17 protein-coding genes and 1 other RNA gene are annotated in these 16,477 nt (G+C 41.6%); 4 read left to right on the top strand and 14 right to left on the bottom strand.

Annotated elements, in window-relative coordinates; genetic code table 11:
* Window positions 1-313 precede the first annotated feature (313 nt).
* Complete coding sequence (locus IGJ74_RS09415) at window positions 314-1,366, bottom strand: DUF7278 family profilin-like fold-containing protein (protein ID WP_218193044.1); 1,053 nt, start codon at window positions 1,364-1,366, stop codon at window positions 314-316.
* Between the two features lie 70 nt (window positions 1,367-1,436).
* Between IGJ74_RS09415 and IGJ74_RS09410 the strand changes: the two genes are divergently transcribed.
* Window positions 1,437-1,874, top strand: coding sequence for a GNAT family N-acetyltransferase (locus tag IGJ74_RS09410; RefSeq protein WP_218193043.1), 438 nt, complete (start codon window positions 1,437-1,439; stop codon window positions 1,872-1,874).
* Between the two features lie 37 nt (window positions 1,875-1,911).
* Here IGJ74_RS09410 and IGJ74_RS09405 read toward each other — a convergent pair whose 3' ends face one another.
* On the bottom strand, window positions 1,912-3,258 hold the full coding sequence (locus tag IGJ74_RS09405) for a DEAD/DEAH box helicase (protein WP_218193042.1): 1,347 nt from the start codon (window positions 3,256-3,258) through the stop codon (window positions 1,912-1,914).
* A 58-nt stretch (window positions 3,259-3,316) separates the two neighbouring features.
* A complete protein-coding gene (locus tag IGJ74_RS09400; protein WP_008379845.1) occupies window positions 3,317-4,480 on the bottom strand; it encodes a VanZ family protein in 1,164 nt (387 codons plus the stop codon).
* Between the two features lie 93 nt (window positions 4,481-4,573).
* Between IGJ74_RS09400 and IGJ74_RS09395 the strand changes: the two genes are divergently transcribed.
* On the top strand, window positions 4,574-4,900 hold the full coding sequence (locus IGJ74_RS09395; protein ID WP_005236019.1) for a hypothetical protein: 327 nt from the start codon (window positions 4,574-4,576) through the stop codon (window positions 4,898-4,900).
* Window positions 4,901-5,058: 158 nt separating this feature from the next.
* Here the strand turns inward: IGJ74_RS09395 and IGJ74_RS09390 are convergent, their stop codons facing one another.
* From IGJ74_RS09390 to IGJ74_RS09355, 8 genes are all read right to left on the bottom strand, one after another.
* Window positions 5,059-5,292, bottom strand: a complete 234-nt coding sequence (locus IGJ74_RS09390) for a hypothetical protein (RefSeq protein WP_005236021.1) — start codon at window positions 5,290-5,292, stop codon at window positions 5,059-5,061.
* The gene (locus tag IGJ74_RS09385; protein WP_005236023.1) at window positions 5,289-5,669 is read right to left on the bottom strand and encodes a hypothetical protein; all 381 of its coding nucleotides are present in this window, start codon (window positions 5,667-5,669) and stop codon (window positions 5,289-5,291) included. Before IGJ74_RS09385 ends, IGJ74_RS09390 begins: the two co-directional genes overlap by 4 nt.
* Before the next feature lie 83 nt (window positions 5,670-5,752).
* The gene (locus tag IGJ74_RS09380) at window positions 5,753-6,412 is read right to left on the bottom strand and encodes an HD domain-containing protein (protein ID WP_016620164.1); all 660 of its coding nucleotides are present in this window, start codon (window positions 6,410-6,412) and stop codon (window positions 5,753-5,755) included.
* Window positions 6,413-6,559: 147 nt separating this feature from the next.
* The gene (locus IGJ74_RS09375) at window positions 6,560-8,074 is read right to left on the bottom strand and encodes a carboxypeptidase M32 (protein WP_005236028.1); all 1,515 of its coding nucleotides are present in this window, start codon (window positions 8,072-8,074) and stop codon (window positions 6,560-6,562) included.
* Window positions 8,071-9,234, bottom strand: coding sequence for a THUMP domain-containing class I SAM-dependent RNA methyltransferase (locus IGJ74_RS09370; RefSeq protein WP_005236030.1), 1,164 nt, complete (start codon window positions 9,232-9,234; stop codon window positions 8,071-8,073). Before IGJ74_RS09370 ends, IGJ74_RS09375 begins: the two co-directional genes overlap by 4 nt.
* Window positions 9,235-9,300: 66 nt before the next feature.
* Window positions 9,301-9,666, bottom strand: an RNA gene (gene rnpB / locus IGJ74_RS09365) — RNase P RNA component class B.
* 19 nt (window positions 9,667-9,685) lie between these two features.
* The gene (gene gpsB, locus IGJ74_RS09360; protein WP_005226142.1) at window positions 9,686-10,096 is read right to left on the bottom strand and encodes a cell division regulator GpsB; all 411 of its coding nucleotides are present in this window, start codon (window positions 10,094-10,096) and stop codon (window positions 9,686-9,688) included.
* A gap of 71 nt (window positions 10,097-10,167) precedes the next feature.
* On the bottom strand, window positions 10,168-10,713 hold the full coding sequence (locus IGJ74_RS09355) for a DUF1273 domain-containing protein (protein WP_008379834.1): 546 nt from the start codon (window positions 10,711-10,713) through the stop codon (window positions 10,168-10,170).
* 70 nt (window positions 10,714-10,783) lie between these two features.
* Between IGJ74_RS09355 and recU the strand changes: the two genes are divergently transcribed.
* Window positions 10,784-11,422, top strand: a complete 639-nt coding sequence (recU, locus tag IGJ74_RS09350) for a Holliday junction resolvase RecU (protein WP_086372968.1) — start codon at window positions 10,784-10,786, stop codon at window positions 11,420-11,422.
* Window positions 11,412-13,733, top strand: coding sequence for a PBP1A family penicillin-binding protein (locus IGJ74_RS09345; RefSeq protein ID WP_430608377.1), 2,322 nt, complete (start codon window positions 11,412-11,414; stop codon window positions 13,731-13,733). The genes recU and IGJ74_RS09345 overlap by 11 nt, the downstream gene beginning before the upstream one ends.
* Window positions 13,734-13,808: 75 nt before the next feature.
* On the opposite strand, the gene IGJ74_RS09340 is transcribed toward IGJ74_RS09345, so the two are convergent.
* The 3 genes from IGJ74_RS09340 to lepB all read right to left on the bottom strand — a co-directional run bounded on the left by IGJ74_RS09340 (window position 13,809) and on the right by lepB (window position 16,460).
* Window positions 13,809-15,008, bottom strand: coding sequence for a hypothetical protein (locus IGJ74_RS09340; RefSeq protein ID WP_218193040.1), 1,200 nt, complete (start codon window positions 15,006-15,008; stop codon window positions 13,809-13,811).
* A complete protein-coding gene (locus tag IGJ74_RS09335) occupies window positions 15,008-15,859 on the bottom strand; it encodes a hypothetical protein (protein ID WP_254910584.1) in 852 nt (283 codons plus the stop codon). Before IGJ74_RS09335 ends, IGJ74_RS09340 begins: the two co-directional genes overlap by 1 nt.
* Window positions 15,860-15,980: 121 nt before the next feature.
* Window positions 15,981-16,460, bottom strand: a complete 480-nt coding sequence (gene lepB / locus IGJ74_RS09330; protein WP_015509748.1) for a signal peptidase I — start codon at window positions 16,458-16,460, stop codon at window positions 15,981-15,983.
* Between the last annotated feature and the right edge of the window lie 17 nt (window positions 16,461-16,477).

Genomic DNA, 16,477 nt, shown 5'->3' with positions numbered 1-16,477 from the left:
AGGGGCTGACAAAATTGCTGGTAAGGCGCTCTTATGCCTGTAGAGTCGTTTTGACGATAAAAAAACACCATTGCAGAGCAAGGACGTCGATACGCGGTACCACCTTGCTTGCAATGATGTGACTCATTACCTCTTAGACTCGTTAACGCGGAGTGGACGGCAACATTTCTGCTGCAGTTGAGCACCAAAGGGAGCAATCCGTCTGAATTCATGTTTTTCTCTCAGCAGTGAAAAACTTTCTGTAATGAATCATCAAACCGACCATATCCTTCGTCATTCAAAGTATAAGGAAATGTGTCGAAAAAGTCAATCCTCAAATCCGGTCTTTATTGATCAGAATCGCTTTGCGGTAACGATAGCTCTGCGGAGAAAGCTTTTGATCTGGCTGTAGCATTTTCCGTGAACGGTAATAACTGGCATAAGGCAATGCATCGAATAAGGGATGCCCACAAATTTGCCAGTTCTCCATTTTTAAAGACAAGCCATCTGTCAGCTCCCACGCATCCGCAAGCCCATAGGTGCAGCCAAATAAATTCGGTTCAAGCAATTCAGCGGTTGGCAAAGAGACACCATCGTCGCAAGACTTTTCATTGCCCCAGCGAAAAAGTCGCCGAGTAGCAGCACCGCAGACATATTCCCATTGATCCTCTGAAAGCAGCTGAAAGCCTTGTTTATCTAACTGCTGTTTCAATTCTGTTTGACTGACGGATTCGTGGGTAAATAACTGATAGGTTTCCGATAACGGCTCTAGTGCAGCAAAATAGCGATTCTCTTCGTGATAAAAAGCGGGTAATTCCCAACGCAAGCTTTCCTCAAAGGACGCTGGTGCTGTGAATTGTGCCTTTAGCTCTTTTTCGAAAACACTGAATTGATCGACTAACCCGTGAAACTCCCCAGTGATCGTATTTAACTGCCCGATATACCTTGCGCCAGCAGGCAGAGAACTTTTTTGGACTAGCATGGGATCAATCACAGCTTTACGCAAAGGGCTCGTCGACTCATTGACAAAAATCCCCCAATCCTGGCTGGTTTCTAACTCATAGATTGTTTCCAGTTGGCGAATGATCTCATTGGGTGGTGACTGCCAATTTTTACTCCAGCAAGTAGCCGGTAATCCTTGCACACCGAGATCCCAACCTAAGATCGCCTCAGAATTCCCTGGTATAAAGACAAAGTCTTCGCCATCGATCGTTAATTCAAAGGTAGCACATTTCAATCCTGCATACGTCAACTGACTAAAATGGACATCGGTGATCTCCTTTAAAGGACTGACAAAATACATTAAAATTTGCTGGATCAGCTGTTCTTTGATTTCAAAGGACAGTGTCTTCCAATGTGACCATTGTAACGCCTCAAAAAAATCCACGTCATTTCTCCTCTCATCTGCTACAATTACTATATAACGAGTATACCACGAAAAAGGAGGAAAACGACTGATGCTTTATTTTGGACGCAGTCCGTGGATGCTACAAGCGGTTTTCGCCTTGCGGCAAGCCGTTTTTGTAGAAGAACAGCACATTCCGGCAGAATGGGAATTTGATGAAAAAGACCAAACCTGTCCATACTTTCTTTGGCTTGATGGAAACACACCGATCGCTACCATTCGCTATCAATTCTCTACACCGAACACTCTGCAACCTGATCGCTTTTGCGTAGCTAAGGCCTTTCGGCACCGAGGATACGGCACCAAATTATTGCATTACCTCGAAATACTTGGTATCCAAGAGGGAGCCCTCCAATCAGTTTTATCCGCAGAGATCGACGCTTGTGCGTTTTATGAATCCTGTGGATATCAAAAAACATCTGAGCCCTATGCTGAAGATGGCGTATTGTGTGTAGAAATGACCAAACAATTAAAAACAGCAGTCAAGTAAGAGAACTACTCTTCCTTGACTGCTGTTTTGGTAAGCATTAACTATTCGAATTTTTTTTGTTTTTGCGAGCAGTTCGAGTCGTTTGACGACGTTCGATCTTCCGTTTTTCTTTGTTCTTCTTATCAACAGCCCATTGAATTTTTTTCTTGTAGCCAGGCTTGATTTTCTTCTTCTTCTTCTTGACTAAACCAATTAAAGTTGGATCTAATTCGTCTCGAGATTTTTCCCGTTTTTGACGACGATTCCGATCATAGGTAGCAACGATCTCGCCATTTTTGATTTCCTTCGGTTGGAAAACAACCCCTAAATCTTCGATTGCTTGGATTGCTCCTTCATCGCTTGGATCATACAACGTGATCGCAGTCCCATTCATTTGGTTTCGACCGGTCCGACCAACACGGTGGATAAAGAAATCCAAATCAGCTGGAATCTCGGCATTGATGACATGAGAAACCCCTTCAATATCAATTCCTCGCGCAGCTAAATCTGTTGCGACAACATATTGGTAGTCCAAATTTTGCACTTGGCGCATGATCCGTTTTCTTTCACGAGGACTGATGTCGCCGTGGATCTTCGCTACTTTTAAGCCTTGTTCCTTTAAGTAATCCGTAATTTCATCCACACGGCTCTTCGTGTTGGCAAAAACGATGGCAAGATAGGGATGGCCTGTAGTCAATAATTGATAGATCAATTTATTGGTATTTTTCCCTTTGGTAGAAATCAACCAATTCTCGATCGTATCAGAGATGGCTGCTTTCGATTTGATTTCTTCGATCAATGGATTGGCCATGTATTTTTTCAAGAATGGGCGCAATTTCTCTGGAATCGTTGCGGAGAAAACCAGCATTTGTAGTTTCTCAGGCAAACGCCCCGCAATTTGATCGACTTCTTCCAAAAAGCCCATATCCAAGGTCATGTCTGCTTCATCCACGACAAATACATTGGCAGTGTGAACCCCTAAGGCTTGTTCGTTGATCATATCCAAGATACGACCAGGTGTCCCAATCACGACATGGGGCTGTTGATTTTGCAGACGGCTCAATTGGCGCTGTTTATCCGTTCCTCCAACAAAATTTGACACACGAATCTCCGGATCATGAAACCCGCCGATCTGTTTTGCGGCTTGATAAATTTGTGTGGCTAATTCACGACTCGGTGCAGTAATCACGACTTGCACTTCATCTTTTTCGGCATCAATTTTATCCATCAATGGCAGTAAAAATGTATGGGTCTTACCACTCCCAGTCTGAGATTGTCCAACAACACTACGGCCTTTTTGGATAACAGGTATCAATTTTTCTTGCACTTCTGTTGGATTAGAGAACTTTTTATCAGCAAGTGCTTCATAAATAAATGGTTGAAATTTAAATGACTCAAAAGACATTCAAACACCTTCTTTCTTTTAGCATCCTTTGGATTATAGCATATGTTGCCTTGATTTCCTAACTTTCTTTTGTCACGGGTTTTGGATCAATCGTGCTAATTGTATACGTTGCACTGCGGCGTTCATAGAAAAAGCGGCTTTCTTTTTTTATTGCAGCCCAAAAGAGATTCATGTAAAAGCCAAACTGGATCAAGCCAAAAATGACCACCATCAATAAACTGACGACCAGAAGCAGCGTATTATCCGAATCAAGAAACGGTGCAAAAAAGATGTTGACCCGACTGATGCTGGCATAAATCAGATAAAACAAACCATAACGTTTCAATAACGCAGCCAAGCTGACCCTCTGACGGGCTTCTTGCATGATTTTGATTCGTACGAGTTTTTTTCCAATCGTTTGTCCTTTGGCAAGATAAGCAAACAACACAAAGTACAGTAATACTTCAAGAGCAAAGTACCAATAGTCCCCACTAAAGTCTCGTACCGTCTGTTGAGTAAGCAAACGAACAGCGATCACCACAATGAAACTGACCACATTCAGTATTCCCCAATCGATCAACCAAGCAAATATCCTTCGTGTTACGGTTACCCGAGTACCTTTGGCGTATGAATCTGCATCCATCTCTTCTCTTGATGGCAATAAGAACGTAAATAGCGGGGCAATGCTCCACCCCAACAATCCTCCTAGTGTATTGACAAAGAGATCATTAACATCAAATAAGCGATAAGGACGGGGATAAATAAAATAAAGTCCTGTCAGCTGAGTCAATTCAAAAAACAACGTCAGACAAAACGTAATCGCCAGCGTTTTCAGAAAAGAACACTTGAAGTAATAACGTAAGTAAACGCCGAAAGGCAAGGTCAACAATAAATTAAAGAGTGGTTCGAGAAAGACCCCCTGCTTCATGGCAGGAAGATAGGTTTGCGGGTCGTGGATATTTAAGACCGTCTGTTGGACAAAATGGTGCCAGGATGCTCCTAGCTGCAATTCCATCTTAGGACCAGTCATATGAGCTACCTCTTCAATCGAGGGCAATGGCAAAATAACTAAAAAATAGGCGCATAATAAATAGAAGACAAACGAATAAAGAACCAGTGCACGAGAAAAGATAAAACGACCGTATTTTCGATATTGGATAACAAAAAAAATCATTGATATCGCCAATGCTAGAAATGGAAAAACTAGCAGAGCAACCTTTATTGGGGTAATATAAGCGGACATAAAGAACTCCTTCACGTTTTCTTTTTATCTTACACGCTATTTCCCAAAACGTAAATTTTGGAGTATCATAAAAGAAAAGGAGGTTAAAAAACCATGTTAAATCCCTATTTCGCCTTTGGCGTACCGGCATTCCTTTTGGTTTTATATGTAGCTTTTGCTCTTTTTCGCCGGTCTTCCGATATACCCTACTTAGGATTTGCCCTATTCATCATTGCTGGTTTTCTGACTGGATTTAGTTTACAAGTCATTCAACAAGCCATCAATGAAGTGGAGAAAACTTCTCTTGAACACGTGCAAGAAACCCACCTTTACTCGCCCTACTTATTAGCGATTCCATTGATTGTGGGCATTCTTTTACTTATTCTCAACTTGATTCGCGGCTATCTAAAAGTCAAAAACGTTCGTCTGCGGACAAAATAAAAGCAACCTACCTAGAAATACGAAATGATCCTGTTCCTCTTAATGGGAAATGAGATCGCTTCGTATTTTTTTTGGTAAGCTGCCTAGATTGCTAAATCCCTTCAAAAGATCCAACCACCACTCCCGTAGTAAAACAGTTTATCAACCACAAAAAGCGTTTATTCGTCGGCTAGTTCTTCATCCAGGTCTGTCTCTGACGTATCAGCAAAAGATTCTTTTACATCATCATTGACTTGTTCCAATAAATATTGCCAGTCACTATTCGACACAACCACCACATCGATATTCTTTTCTTCATCGATCAGCTCGAGATTCGAAACATCCTCTCCTAACTGCTGGAATAGGTCAATCAATGTTTTGTCTTGGAGTGTTACGTATTCAGTCCGTTTCATTCTTCTTCCCCCCATGAATCAAAAAATTCATAAAACAAGATATCGAAACTAGTAAGATCGGTCATCTTTTGTAAAGTAGATAGATCTAAACGAATAAACGCTTTTTCCACTAATAAATAATGGTTTTCTTCCAACGCTTCTTCGATAAATGGTAAAATCTCTTCCTCGTCCCCTAATGTCTCACTAGAGATTTGTTCGATTTGATCAAACAAGCGATCATCTTGCAACAAAAAGAATTGATCGTCGTAAAGATAGACTGCGATTTGATATTGCCGGATGGGTAGCTCAGCCCGAATGACAAAAAAGCATTCCCCTGAATTGGAAATCGCTGGCAATAGTTCACTCGGTTGTAATGCCTGTTGGTAGTACATTTCCATCCCTCCTTTGTACTTACTATTATAAAGAACAATAAAGGAAAAAGGAAATAATCGAATTTCAGTTTAAAAAACTCTAAACAAAGTTAGACATCCCATTCTGCATAGAATTCTTCTAAAAAATCCTTCATGAAAACCACACGTCGCTGAGCTTCTTTTTTGCCATAATCCGTGGTCATCTTTTCAGGAAGCAAAAATAGTTTTTCATAAAAATGATTGATCACCGTCGTCCCTTTTCGGTAATCCTCATGATTTTGAAACGTCTTTGGGGCTAAGTCACTGACATGGATCGGGTGTTGATGACTGCCACCAAAATAGCTCGTCCGTAAAATACCGATCGCACCTAAAGCATCGAGACGATCTGCATCACGAACGACGCGGCCTTCTACTGAGACAACTTGTGCACCTTGCAAAAGTTCTTTTGAAAAAGACAGATTTTCGATAATAGAAAAAATTTCTTTCGTTTGTGCTTCACTTGCCCCTGCTGCGGTCAAACAAACTCGCACTTCGGCATAAGCCGCTGTGACATCCGCCACAACTTTGTCATCCACCGTATCATGCAAGTAAGCTGCCGCCTGTACGACAAAACGATCAACCGCCAATTCGTCGGCATCGATGATAGCTTGACTTAAGCCCGCCACCCGTTTGACATGATCAAACCCATGTCCTGTGTAATCATTCCCCAAAATACTTTCGGCATAGGCAATTACTTTGCTAAGATCGGTAACATTGTTTTCTTCCTTCATCTTTCTCCTTCTTTCGATACGAAAGCAGCAAGCCTTCCTTTTTTCAATGGTTATCGATACAAAAGGAAAAGAAGTTCAACAAAACGAGCATCCCACGAAACAGTTAGGGCGGCAACGTCTTGCGAAGCTTCTTTCCACTCGTTATTTTTAAGCGAAATCTTGCGTCTCGCTGATTTTATAGACACTAAAATATATCTTGCGTAAATAGTCTAATAGATATTGAGGATTCAATAATTCATCCGTTGCATCTAAAATCAATTCATTTGGTTTCTTTGATGCGCCATATTGATGGATATTTTCAGTCAGCCATTTACGAATCGGTGAATAATCATCTGAAGCCAACACTTCATCGACATTGATTTCTTTTTCCATCGCATGCAGTAATTGCGCGGCATACATATACCCTAACGCATAGGATGGGAAGTAACCAAAGCTGGAACCTGACCAATGAACATCTTGTAAGATTCCTTCAAGGTCATTCTCTGGACGAATCCCTAAATATTCCTCGTATTTGTCATTCCAGATTTTCGGCAGTTCATCGATCGATACGGTTTCGTTAAAGATCATTTTTTCGATCTCGTAACGAATAATGATATGGATTACGTAAGTCAAACTGTCAGCTTCAATACGGATCAAGCTGGCTTTAGAATGCTTCAAAGAATCATAGAAGGTGTCAAAAGACACATCATCAAACGAGCCTTCCGCACATTCTTGGAAAAATGGGTATTGCTTGGCCCAGAAATTGCGATTACTGCCGATAATGATTTCATTAAAAAGCGATTGAGATTCGTGGATCCCCATAGACGCTCCTTCATGAACCGGTGTTCCTTCGTATTTTTCGTCAATATTTTGCTCGTACATTCCATGTCCGGCTTCATGAATTACACCGAATAGTCCCATTGAAAAATCGTTTTCGCTCCAACGAGTAGTCAAACGCACATCGTTGTGATTGATCCCCGTAGCAAATGGGTGGACCGTATTATCCAAGCGGCCGCGAGAAAAGTCATAGCCTAAGTCGGCAATCACTTTTGAGATAAATTTACGTTGCTGCGCTTCGGTCATCTTACGTGACAGGATCGAAGTATCTGGTGCTGTTCCTTTTTCAGCCAATTGACGACGAATATCCATGATACCGTCTCTCACTTGTGAGAAAACATTATCCAAGATCTCAACCGTCATATTTGGTTCGTATTGGTTTAACAACACATCATAGTTTGTCAGCTCATTCTTCTTCCAATAAGGAATCAATTCTTTCGTCAAGCGAATATTTTCAGAAAGTGCGTCTTTAAATAAAGAAAAATCTTTTTCTTTACGGGCTTTGAGCCAAGCAGTATGTGCTTTTGACGTTGCTGCGGAAGCCGCCATCGCCAACTCATTTGGTACATCTTTTTGCAATTCATACTCTTCTTTGACTAGCTGATAAGCCGCTTTCCCAACTTCTGATAATTCTTCTGGGTGTTTCCCAAAATAGCTGATTGCTTCTTGGATCGGCTCTCCAATTTTTTTGTCAAAATAGAGGCCATATAAATAGCTGTCAACTTCCGCCCGGTAATCACTGGCTTTTTCTGGCATCCCCGTTTGATTGTCCCAGCCTAAGATCCCCATTGCTTGTTGTAATAGATCGATTTCTTTTAATTCTTTCAGAAATTCTTGTTCTTTCATTCAGCAAACTCCTTTTTGCGTGGCGGACGTTGTCCCCAGTATTGGAAGAGATCGGTACGAATCGCACCGTTGTATAATTTGCGTTTTTTTGTCGCTTTTTCGCCGTAATGGGTCTCAAAAGTCAAGTCACTGGTCAAAAAGTATTTACTCCATGTTTTAAGCGGTCGAAACACTTGGCCCATTTCTTGATACAGTCGCTGAACAGACTCTTCTTCTCCTAAGCGTTCGCCATAAGGAGGGTTAGCCACAACGACACCATACTCTTTTTCTGTTTTAAAGTCTTTAACAGCTTGTTGTTTGAAGGTGATCGAGTCTCCTAGACCGATTTCTTCCGCATTCCGGCGGGCGATCTCAATCATTCGACCATTGATATCCGAACCGGTAATATCTAATTCGACATCATAATCTGCTGCTTCATCTGCTTCTTTCCGTACTTTTTCAAATACTTCTGCTGGGAACCAATCCCACGTTTCGCAAACAAATTCCCGATTAAATCCAGGGGCGATATTATGGCCGATCAAAGCTGCTTCAATACACAATGTGCCTGATCCACAAACGGGATCGACAAAAGGCTTGTCTTTGTACCAATTTGTCAGCATCACTAAAGCCGCAGCCATGTTTTCTTTCAGAGGTGCGCCCCCTTTTTCTAAACGATAGCCGCGTTTAAACAAACTAGGGCCAGTCGTATCCAATGTGATCATCGCATGGTCTTTCAATAAAGCGACTTCTAATTGGAAAAAAGCGCCAGTTTCAGTCAGCGGCACACTTGCCGGACGATGATATACTTCTCTTAAGCGATTGACGATTGCTTTTTTGGTAATCGCTTGGCAGTCAGGTACACTATACAATTTTGATTTGATTGATTTTCCGGCTACTGGAAATTCAGCGTCTAACGGTAAAAAGTCTTCCCACGGTAACGCTTTAACTTCTTCAAACAGCTGATCGAAAGTCAATACGTCAAATTCCCCAACGACGATTTTGATACGGTCGGCTGTACGGAGCCACAAGTTCGCGGTAGCAATGGTCTCCATTGTCCCTTTAAAGCGCGCTCGGCCGTTTTCAACCTCACACTCGATCCCTAAATCCCGTAATTCTTTGCCCACTAGTGCTTCTAAACCGCTCGCAGCGGTGGCAATACAATTAAATGTTTTTTCAGTCATAACGCTCTCCTTCTTGGTATAAAAAAACCTTCCGTTGCTGGAAGGATTCCCTGATAGGTTGTGATTTTCTATAAGCCATGTTTTGTCCGTATTTTCCTCAGGGAGAAGAAAACACTGGGTAATTATCTATCTGCAATTACTTGCCTTCTTGCTCCGTTCATTTCCGTGCAAAAAGTGCCCCTACCATTGTTTGGGTTGCTCGCTCGAGGGGTTTACCGCGTTCCACCAAGACGGTTTCCCGGCTTGCTTCGTCACTGTGGCACTTTCAAGGATACTTTGGCATAGCTTGCACCTTAGCCATTTTTCCTGCCGTTACTTTCTCAAGTACCCTAGCTTATGGTTTCGCTAGGCACGAACACTACAAGCGTCTCAGCTTGTGCGAGCATGGACTTTCCTCAGCATAATCGAGTTATGCCGCAATTACCCGAAAATCACAACTATCTTTTCTACATTAGAATTGACGGGTTTTTTCGTTGTCGTCTTCAAAATCAGCATTTGTATAGTTGCTGTTGTATGAAGAAGAACGAGTGACAGGTTCTGATTCACGATCAAGCTTTTTGCCAAACACTTCTTTTTCAAGATTAGACAAACGTTTTAAAATATCAAAATTTGTGACTGTTTGGCTTTTCGGTGCTTCTTGTTGAACACGAGAAGCGATTGCTTGGTTTTTCGACAATTGATCGATTTTCGCTGTCAGACGATCGTTTTCTTCTTGCAGGGCTAAGATCTCTTTATTGTAGCTTTCGTAGTCTTTAATGATATTATCTAAAAACTCGTCCACTTCCACTGGATCATATCCACGCATTTTTGTTTTGAATTCTTGTTGCAGAATATCTTTTGGACTATAAATTAAATTTGCCATTATTTACACCTCATTGTTTATTCCAAATGGTTTTCACTTTCTAGACCATTCTATCAAAAAATATACGAAAATCAAAGTAAATTACTATCAAATGTTGCGTTTTGTAAATCATCCATTGTTATTTGATGAATAAAGTAGGGATTTTGCTCACTATAGGCTTTCGCATCTCTTAAGAAATAATTAGGTTTTCCTGGAAATTCGTCATCATATAACACAAGTGCACCTTCAGTATGCTCCAGTAAAAACGCTGTGTGATTTCTTAATTGACTGGGGTCTTGGTAAGGCTTATGGCTGGTGGCATTGACATAATCGGCAAATGACTTCGCTGTTTGCAGTGCCTGTTGATTCGTTTCGTTCCAATTTTCACCAAACCCTTCAAAAGGAAAAATAATTCCTAGTTTCAGTTCCGGGTATGTTTGTTTTAATTGTTCAATGGCTTCGGCACACCACAGCTCTGCTCCAAGATTCCCGCTGATCAAGAGCCATTCTAGCCCTTCTTCGACATAATTGGTCAATGCCGACATTATTACTTTCTTAATAACTGCAATCTTGGGATCTTTTGCTTGAAAGACACCTAATTCATAATTACGATAGCCAGTAAAGTATAAGGTTTTCATTGTTTCTCTGGTCATCTCTTTTCTTTCCAAACGACTTTTTGGTATAATGTTGCCTAGGAGTGTGAACAACATGGTTATTCGTTACCCGAATGGACAATCTACTACCTATGATGACGGCAAAAAACAAAAAATGCAAGAAAAACTAATAAAGCCAAAAACGTATGCCAATCGTGGGATGCGTTTTGAAGAAGCGATCAATGAAAGCAACCTTTATTATTTAAATCGCAAACTTGCGGTCATTCATAAGAAACCGACACCAGTTCAAATCGTCAAGGTAGATTATCCGAGAAGAAGCGCCGCCGTAATCAAAGAAGCCTACTTTCGAGAGGCCTCTACCACCGATTACAATGGGGTTTATCAAGGGCAATATATCGACTTTGAAGCGAAAGAGACTCAAAACAAAACGTCATTTCCCTTTAAAAATTTTCATCCACACCAAATCAAGCATATGGAAGACTGTTTGGAACAAGCGGGATTATGTTTTGTTCTTTTATGGTTTTCTAGTCTACAACGCTGCTTTTTTCTAGATAGCAAGTGCTTAGTTTCTCAGTGGCACCTGCAAAAGGAAACGGGAAAAAAATCATTGACGTTGGCCTATATCGAAACCAATGGAATCGAAATCATCCCCACTATTGCGCCGCGTATTCCCTATTTAAAAGCAGTTGATCAATTTTTAACGATGAAGGAGAATGATGAGTATGGCAAATGAATCACAATCGAGGACCTCTCGGCATGACTCTAAGAAAGGTACTGCTAAAAAAGCACCAAAGCCCCCTAAAGCCAAAGGCAAACGAAATATTGGGAGTATTCTTTTAAAAGTGTTTATGGGCCTATTTTTCTTAGGCTGTATCGGGATTTTATCAGGAATGGGGCTGTTTTGGTGGTACGCCAAAGATGCACCAGCACTTGATGAAACACGTTTGGATTCGACTGTTTCTTCGCGCTTTTATGCCTCCAACGGTGAATTGATCACTGAATTCGGAAGTGAAACGAGAGAAAAAATCACCGCAAGTGAGATTCCCCAACTGCTGGAAGATGCGATCGTCTCTGTCGAAGATCGTCGGTTCTATCAGCATATCGGTGTCGATCCGATCCGAATCGTTGGTTCTGCATTATCCAATGCCACAACCGGCGGTATGCAAGGCGGAAGTACGTTGACTCAGCAATTGATCAAGCTGTCCTTCTTTTCTACCAGCGCCGAAGATCAAACGTTACGAAGAAAAGCACAAGAAGCTTGGATGGCGGTTCGGCTTGAACAAACCAAATCAAAGCAGGAAATTTTGACTTACTATATTAATAAGGTATATATGTCCAACGGGGTTTATGGAATGCAAACAGCTGCTATGAAGTTTTACGGCAAACCTTTGGCTGAACTAGACCTAGCGCAAACCGCTTTGATTGCTGGTTTACCAAATGCCCCTTCTGCGTTTGATCCTTTCGCTCATCCTGATAATGCGAAAAGTCGTCGAGATGTGGTTTTAGGCGCAATGCTTGAAAACGAGAAAATCACGCAAGCGGAATATGATGCGGCCGTTGCCGAAGATATTCAAGAAGGATTGCAAGAAAACCCGCGAGAAAACCAAGAGTGGAAGTACTTTGATAATTACTTCAACGAAGTGATCGCAGAAGTCAAAGAAAAAACCGGCAAAGATGTTTATACCGATGGCTTAGATATTTACACCAATGTCGATATCGATGCGCAAAAACGGTTATATGACATCGTCAACAGCGATGATTATGTTAATTATCCAGACGACAAGATGCAAGTTGCCGCTACTTTAGTTGATGTCAATACGGGCAAAGTCACGGCTCAAATTGGTGCCCGCAACGTTGATGACGTTCTAGCAAACAACCTGGCTGTCAACGTCGCTCGGGACTTTGGATCGACCGTTAAACCGATCACAGACTACGGCCCTGCCTTCCAATTTCTACAAGACTCTACCGGTAGAATGATTTTAGATGAACCTTATACTTATAAAGGAACCGATATTCCTGTGTACAACTGGGATCGCCAATATATGGGCAATATCACGCTTCGAACTGCTTTAGCAGAATCCAGAAATGTACCAGCAGTGAAATTGTTTGATGAAGTTGGAGCGGATAATATCGCCGACTTTCTTAGCGGGTTGGGTATCGAATACCACACGATTACTCAATCTAATGCGATTTCTAGCAATACGGATAAATTAGATGGCACAAAATATGGGATCTCCAGCCTGAAAATGGCCGCTGCTTATGCTGCTTTTTCAAACGGTGGAACCTATTATGAACCTCAGTACGTCAACAAAATCGTCATGCAAGATGGGACCGAAGATGAAGAATCCTTTAAAGTTGATGGTCAAGAAGCAATGGATGATACGACGGCTTATATGGTGACCGATATTTTGAAAGATGTTATTTCTGTCGGTACTGGGACCAATGCGCAAATCGATGGGTTATACCAAGCAGGGAAAACGGGAACTTCCAATTACACCGATGACCAGCTAGCACAACTGGATACATCAAACGGTGCTTATCCGGATATTACTTTTGCCGGCTATACTCCCTCCTACTCATTGGCGGTATGGACCGGATACAACGACAAAATGACACCGATCACTGATAGCAGTACCCATGTGGCTTCTGATGTCTATCGTGAATTGATGCGCTATGTTTCTGCTTCTGTAGAAAACACGGACTGGACAATGCCAGATGGACTGACACGGATCGGAAGAGAGCTTTATCTTGAAGGGACATACACGCAGCCAAGCTATTCAGCACCAAGTTCGTCCAGCAGTAGTTCGTACGTTGAACCGACGACACCTTCTACAGAAAGTAGTGAAGCAACACCATCAAGTACAACAGAATCATCAAGCGAAGTGACACCCCCAGTGACAACACCTGATGAGGATGATTCATCTTCAGTCGTTACACCACCTGCTTCTAGTCAGGATCCTGGCTCAACAACGCCTTCCAGCAGTGAAGAAAATCCTTCTTCACCGCCGGATCCACCAGAACCAAATGATGGTAACTCCGAATAACTGAGAATAGTGAAAAACAGTAGATCAGATTTTGATCTACTGTTTTTTTACTAACGACCATATAAATGTAGAAGCTTACTTTTCAAGCTCTTCAAAAAGCAATTTTTTATCTGAAAGCTGATAAACTTGCTTATGCAGATCGTCAAACAAATGAATCACATTTTCTTTTGTCTCGTTCACTTCAAAAAGAATCTCCTTGGCACGATCATGAATGCCATCGATTCGCATTTCTGTCGTACGGATCATTCGTTCAGATTCGATCTTCGCTTCTTGAATCGTGCGATTTGCTTTTCTTCTAGCAAAGACTAAAACCTCACTGATTTCTGTTTGGAACTGCTCGTTTTCGATTTGTAGGGTTGCATTTTCTTCCCGTAGTGCTTCGATCTTCGCCTGAAGCTCTGCGACTTCTTCATTTGATTCGCTAGCTGAAACTTTTGCTGCAAGCTCTTCTTTTTCTGCCAATTGCTGTTTCAAATCAGCAATTACTTCTTGCAACTGCTGGATTTCTTGCCGCTTCAACGTCCATTCAGCGCGTTCCTTTTCGTAATTTTGTTTCTCTTTTTGCTCTTTTTCTTGCTGAACAGCTAACTTAGCTTCTAATTGCTGGATCTTTGCTTCAAGTTTTTCTGTATCTACTTTTGTAAGCTGTTCTTCTAGGTCTTTGACTTTCTTATTCGCTTCTACTAGCGAAGCTTTTAATTCTTTTGCCTCTGCTTCTTGTTGAGCCACTACCTTCTGCTGTTTTTTTAACTGTTTTTTTTCTTCCTGTAGTTGCTCATTTTCTAAAATCAATTCTTTAATTTCAAAAGATAAATTTTCAATCATATGATCCTTTTCTTGTTCTTCTGACTCTTGCTGATGTGTCTGGTTTATACTCAATTCTTTCTCCATACGTTCTCCTTTGTCTTCAACGAGTTGACTATCTTTGGCGTGGTTATCACGGTTCCCAGAGGATTTTTGCTGCACTGCTATCTTTTTGACACTTTGATCTGTCTGTTGATCAACAGACACTCTTTGGTGAGAAATCGGTTTTGCTAAAGTCTGTGCGACAGGTTTCGCTGTTTCTTTCTGGGTTTTAGGGGGTTCATTGTCCGCTTGTCGATTGGTTCCTTTCTCTTTTTTTTCAGGCGTAGCCTTTGCGGACCCTTGATCCTCAATGATTCCCTCTTCTTGATTTGTCTCCTCAAATTCATTCAGCTCTCCTATGGATAATTGATTTACTTCATCCATTAGCTTTTGGACAGAAAACAAACCTTTGTTTTTCTTTTTCATCATTAATTTTTCACACTGCCTTTTTGTTCATTTGTATTGATCGTTTCACTTTGATCCGTTTGAGGAGTAGAGGATATGCTTTCGCTCCCCTCGTTATTAGCTACTTCTTGAGCGTCAGTGTTTGGAAAGCTGCGTTCTAAAAGGGTCCAAACTCCATTCTCGTCACGAATGATCGTCTGCTCAAAGGACTGATCAGAATCCTTGGAAAATTGAACAGAGAAGGTTCCTTGGGTGATCAAGGGAACGTTCTGCATATCATGGAGTAGACGAGAAAAATTTTCTTCCCATCCGTTTAAGTCATCAATTGATGGTAATTTGCTAGATAGAACAATCGAGATTTCTTGCAAGGGCTGATCAACAAAAATCATCGCTACGGTGCGACCTAGATATGGTGATAACTGATAGGCCAACTCATATTCAGCTGCAAACTGTGCTTCACGATCATTGGATACGAGTAAATGCTCCCAATCAATCGCTTCAAAAGCAAAGCCGTTCTCAGGATAAGCAAAAATCGGCATACGCATCCATTCCGTTTGCTCAGTTCTTAGCGCGAAGACTTCCTCTTTCAATTGACTAGTTTCTTCTTGCAGCCTTTGCAAATGAATGCCGCCTGTCAGCTGAAAAACTGTTAGTAGCAAGACACTTACGATTATGGCACTACTGCAGCCCAATACAATTAGCAGGTGCCCACTGCGCAGGTTGTGCTTAAATAAACGCAGTTTCCTTTTGGCTAAAGCATCTGACGACAGCTGCTTTTCAACTTTTCTTAATAAATATTCTCGATACAATCGCCAACCGATGATACTACCTGCTCCAATGGCAAGCAGTATCATCCCAATATAGATAAAAATCACAGTCTCTTCCTTCCATCAAAACTAAAATTCGTTTTATTCATCCCTTTTGATACAAACTTAGTCTCGTTGATATGTTGCAAGAAATGAATCATCGCAAACTTCCTTTCAAGAAGCTGATGTGTCAGAAGAACGTGGTCACCACACCATAAAAGGTTTTACTTGAAATGATTCCAAATTCTCTACTATCACTTGAAGTGAGCAGTGCATCGCCAACGACAAAGTACTCATCTTCTTTGAGGTACCCCCGAATCGGCAACGCCTCAACGGCTTCATCCTTCACAGTGATCATAAATGAAAAATCAAAGTCAGTATCCTCCGCCCCAATCAACAAACGCTCCTGTGTACGAACGAAGGAATCCCCCGGCACACCAATCACTCTCTTGATCAAAAATTTCCCTTCCTGTTCGAAAGCGATCAGCTGATAGCGATTTGGCTGGCGCTTTTTATGGATCAGCACAACTTGTCGATCCTCGATCGTCGGCAGCATGGACGTTCCTCTGACTAACGCCAGTCGATACGGCTGAAGAAACGCAATAAGCAAAAGGACCATCAAAAAGATACCGCTGATAGGAAGACCTATTTGTCTATGCCTTTTACTCATATTGCCAGCCCTCCATC

This window comes from Enterococcus sp. AZ009, assembly GCF_050548785.1.
Lineage (GTDB): Bacteria > Bacillota > Bacilli > Lactobacillales > Enterococcaceae > Enterococcus_D > Enterococcus_D entomosocium.
This window is presented reverse-complemented; position numbering and strand designations above follow the sequence as displayed.